Here is a 4,136-nt window from a genome sequence, read left to right on the forward strand (position 1 = left end):
GGTGAATGTAAACCAAGGCTCTGAAGGGGTTCTTCTAAAACAGGCGGGGACGCCTTGTGAACTAACGCGTAGCGGGACGCTACGCTGAACAGAGATTCATCAAATAAGACCATCACACAAGCACCGCTGCGCTCATGCTTGCGCGAGATGGGGTGATTAGTAATGAGCCAATGAGACGATTGGCCGATGAGACGATGGGCCGATGCGCCAAAGGCCGAATGAACGGGCCGTGCCAAATCGAAATCTCTTGCGCCAATCTTTATTCAAACTTCGTTTAGTCCCGAAATCGGGGTGGCAGAATATTACCTTTGCAGCAGCACGCAAACTGCCATCATGGGAATTCTTCTGGCCAGTATTGATATCCCGATTCTCAAGGAGATCGTTATCATCTTCGGGCTGTCGGTGGTCATCATTCTGGCCTTTCAAAAGCTGAAAGTTCCGGCTATCATTGGTTTTCTAATTACCGGTATAGTGGCTGGTCCGCACGGTCTGGGCATTATTCAGGCAGGCGAAGACATTGAAATCCTGGCCGAAATCGGCGTGATTTTTCTGCTCTTTGTAATTGGTATTGAATTCTCGCTGAAGAGCTTACTGGCCATTAAGCGCACGGTTTTTTGGGGTGGTCTGATGCAAGTTGGGCTTACCATAGGCATCACCGCACTGGTCACTTTGGCGCTGGGTAAGCAGTGGAGCGAGGCCGTTTTTGTTGGTTTTCTCTTCGCCCTCAGCAGTACGGCCATTGTCTTAAAAATGCTGCAGGAACGCGGTGAAACCAACGCGCCGCACGGACGCATTGCAGTTGCCATTCTCATCTTTCAGGATTTGATTGTGGTACCTATGATGCTGGTGGCACCATTGATGGCCGGTAACGCCGAAAACGTGTGGGTAGATTTGGGCATTATGGGCCTGAAGGTGGCACTGGTGCTGGCGCTTGTCATTTTGTTCGCGCGGTATGTAGTGCCCCGTATTCTGGATGCCGTGGTAAAAACACGAAGCCGCGAGCTCTTTATCCTCACCGTTGTGGTGCTTTGCTTTGCCACAGCCTGGCTTACTTCGGTGGCCGATCTCTCCCTGGCGCTTGGGGCCTTCTTTGCCGGATTGGTGGTGTCGGAATCTGAATACAGCCACCAGGCAACCGCCAATATTCTGCCCTTCCGCGAAATCTTTATCAGCTTTTTCTTCGTGTCGGTGGGTATGCTGCTGGACGTGGACTTTTTCATTTCGCACTTTACCCGTATTCACCTGCTGGCACTGCTTGTGGGTGCTGCCAAATTTGCCATTGTATTCTTTACAGCCAAAGTGCTTCGGTACCCCACACGCACGGTCATTATCAGCGGCCTGTACCTGTTTCAGGTAGGTGAATTTGCCTTTGTGCTTTCGTTGGTTGGGATTCAGGCCGGGCTGCTCAGCGGACTGGTTTACCAGTACTTTTTGGCTGTGTCTATCATCACCATGGGAGCCACTCCGTTTATCATCAACTGGGCGCCTGCCATTGCCGACAAACTGCTGCGCACACCCGTGCCCAAACCGGTACGATCTACCCTGGAGGGCATGACCCGTAAAAAGGCAGAAACGATTGTTGCTGAACAGGACTTTGAAGACCACCTCGTGATTATTGGTTACGGGCTGAACGGACAGAATGTAGCGCGCGCCGCCAGAGAAGCCGACATTCAATATGAAATTGTGGAGCTGGATCCTGAGCGCATTGCCGAAGCCAAATCAAAAAATGAGCCCATCGTCTTTGGCGATGCATCCGAGGATCTTATTCTGCATCACGTCAATGTGCATAAAGCACGGGTAGTGGTCATCGCTATTTCTGACCCGCAAACCACCAGGTTGATCGTCAGTCGTATCAGGGAGTTTACTGAAACGGCTTACATCATTGTCCGGACGCGCTCGGTGCGCGAGATTGAAGAAAACATGAAGCTCGGTGCCGACGAAGTGATTCCGGAAGAGTTTGAGACGTCTATTGAAATCTTTACAAGAGTTCTGCGGAAATACCTCGTTCCCACGAGCGAAATCCAAAAGTTCATCACCCGGATACGAGCACACAACTACGAGAAATTCCGAATGGGCCCATCGCCGGAGGAATTGGGGCTGCATATCAATCCCACCATGCATATTCCAGACATGGAGATAGCCACCATTCGTGTAGCGCAGGAAAAAAACGCTGTGGTGGGCAAGCGCTTCGGCGAATCCGACCTGAAGTCAAAATACAACGTTCATGTGCTGGCCATCAAGCGCAACGACGATTACATTACTGATGTCGGGTCAGATGAGGTTATCCGCTACCAGGATGTACTCTATCTCTTCGGGCCACCGGAGCAGATTCTGGAAATGAACAGGTATTTACGGCTATGAAACGCAGTAACAGCTGTGTAGCGCAGGAGGCGCTTAGGTTTTTATCCCGCTGCGGAAATAGTTTTAAACAACAGCTTCACGTGTAACCTGCGAGTGTAATTTTCACGTCTTTTTGTAAACGACGTATGCGAATCATATTTGTAAATCACGCGTGTTACCTGCTGGAGCACGGTGATGTAAAGTTGCTGCATGACCCCTGGTTAAGCGGCAGTGCCTTTCACAATGGTTGGGCATTGATTGCGCCTTCGGCATGGTCTTATGAACGTTTTGCCGAAGTAACTCACATCTGGTTTTCACATGAGCATCCGGATCACTTTTCTCCGCAGGATCTCAAGGCCATCGCACCTGAGCACCGGGCCGGAATAACCGTGCTCTTTCACAAAACCCGTGATCGTAAGGTGGTTGATTATTGCCGTAAGCTGGGGTTTGGCGAGGTGATAGAACTTGGAGATGGCTGGTTTGATTTGTGCCCCGAGTTTTCAGTCATGAACAGGCCTCACACCGATGGAGATTCGTGGTTGTGTGCACGCGTAAATGGGCACTACGTTTTGAACATCAACGATTGCAATCTGGAGAGTGATGCTGCACTTCGCGCCATTCTTAAGGTCATCGGTGGGCATCCAGAAGTATTGCTAACCCAGTTTTCGTACGCCAACGCCGCCGGAAACCGTAACGATACAGATATCCGCAGAGAACTCGCAGCCTCTAAGCTTGCCGAAGTTTCGCGCCAGATAAGGGTATTGATGCCAAAATGGGTGGTACCATTTGCCAGCTTTATCTGGTTTTGCCACGAGGAGAATTTTTATCGCAACGATGCTGTAAATCCGGTGGGGCTCGCCGCTCAAGCCATAACTGAAGCGGGTGCACGCCCCTTGGTAATGTTCAACGGTGATACATGGTCGCTTGGAGAGGATCATGATTCGGAATCAGCTGTGCTGGCATGGGAAAAAGCCTTCAGCGAACATGTGCGGCCTGAACTCGTATTGAAAGCCGCGAAGATTGAGGTGGACGAATTGCTCAATGCGGGGCAGCATTTTTGTGATACACTTCGAAACCAAAATGCATCCTGGATACACAAGGTGCTTAAGCCAACAACCATCTTCATTACCGACCTGAACCTTGTCTTTTCGCTGGCACCATGGCATTTCCGTCTTGCGCCTGAAATGAAGCCGGAGTTTTGTGATGTTCATCTTGGTTCAGAGGCTATGCTGTATTGTTTTAAACATTTGTGGGGTGGTTCTACTTTACGCATCAATGGCCGGTATGAAGCGCCGCTTAAAGGTCGGTTCAATCGCTTCAAGCGGTACTTCAATATTGCTCAGCTGAACAACGAGGACTACTCGGTTAATCTTGGTTTTGCTCTGCAATATCTTTTCAGGGTGATCCAAGAAAGGCTTCGCGCCTGAATACGGAATTAGGGTCTGTTTTTAACCTCTACCTCACCAGTGTTACATGCCCGGTAAAAACATCGGCCTCGGTGCGGTAGAGTGATTTTACCTTCACCTTCCAGGTATATACCCCGTCGGGGGCGTAGTGGGTGCCGTTCATGCCGCTTCCGTTCCACTTCTGGTTTACGTCGTTGGTGTAGAACACGGTTTCGCCCCAGCGGTTTACAATGAAGAATTCATAGGTTGAGGGATCAATACCTTCCATTACAGGTCCGTAGAGGTCGTTGATGCCGTCTTCGTTGGGGGTAAAGGCGTTGGGCATATAGAAGATAAAGTCTCCGTGAATTTCCAGCGGTAAGCACACCTCGTCGGTACACCCGTCAAAGG

General features: G+C 50.3%; 3 protein-coding genes. 2 read left to right on the plus strand and 1 reads right to left on the minus strand.

Annotation, left to right across the window (positions count from 1 at the left end; translation table 11 throughout):
* The first annotated feature begins 354 nt into the window (after positions 1–354).
* Both EA392_00110 and EA392_00115 read left to right on the plus strand, forming a co-directional pair.
* Positions 355–2,361, plus strand: a complete 2,007-nt coding sequence (locus tag EA392_00110) for a potassium transporter KefB (GenBank protein TVR42673.1) — start codon at positions 355–357, stop codon at positions 2,359–2,361.
* A gap of 125 nt (positions 2,362–2,486) precedes the next feature.
* Positions 2,487–3,767, plus strand: coding sequence for an MBL fold metallo-hydrolase (locus EA392_00115; protein ID TVR42671.1), 1,281 nt, complete (start codon positions 2,487–2,489; stop codon positions 3,765–3,767).
* A gap of 28 nt (positions 3,768–3,795) precedes the next feature.
* On the opposite strand, the gene EA392_00120 is transcribed toward EA392_00115, so the two are convergent.
* A partial coding sequence (locus EA392_00120; protein ID TVR42672.1) for a hypothetical protein occupies positions 3,796–4,136 on the minus strand: 341 nt, incomplete at its 5' end.

Source organism: Cryomorphaceae bacterium, assembly GCA_007695365.1.
Classification (GTDB): domain Bacteria; phylum Bacteroidota; class Bacteroidia; order Flavobacteriales_D; family SKUL01; genus SKUL01.

Bases quoted from the DNA above. Each gene is read 5' to 3' on its own strand.
- EA392_00115 (TVR42671.1), top strand. From the start codon at position 2,487: ATGCGAATCATATTTGTAAATCACGCGTGTTACCTGCTGGAGCACGGT.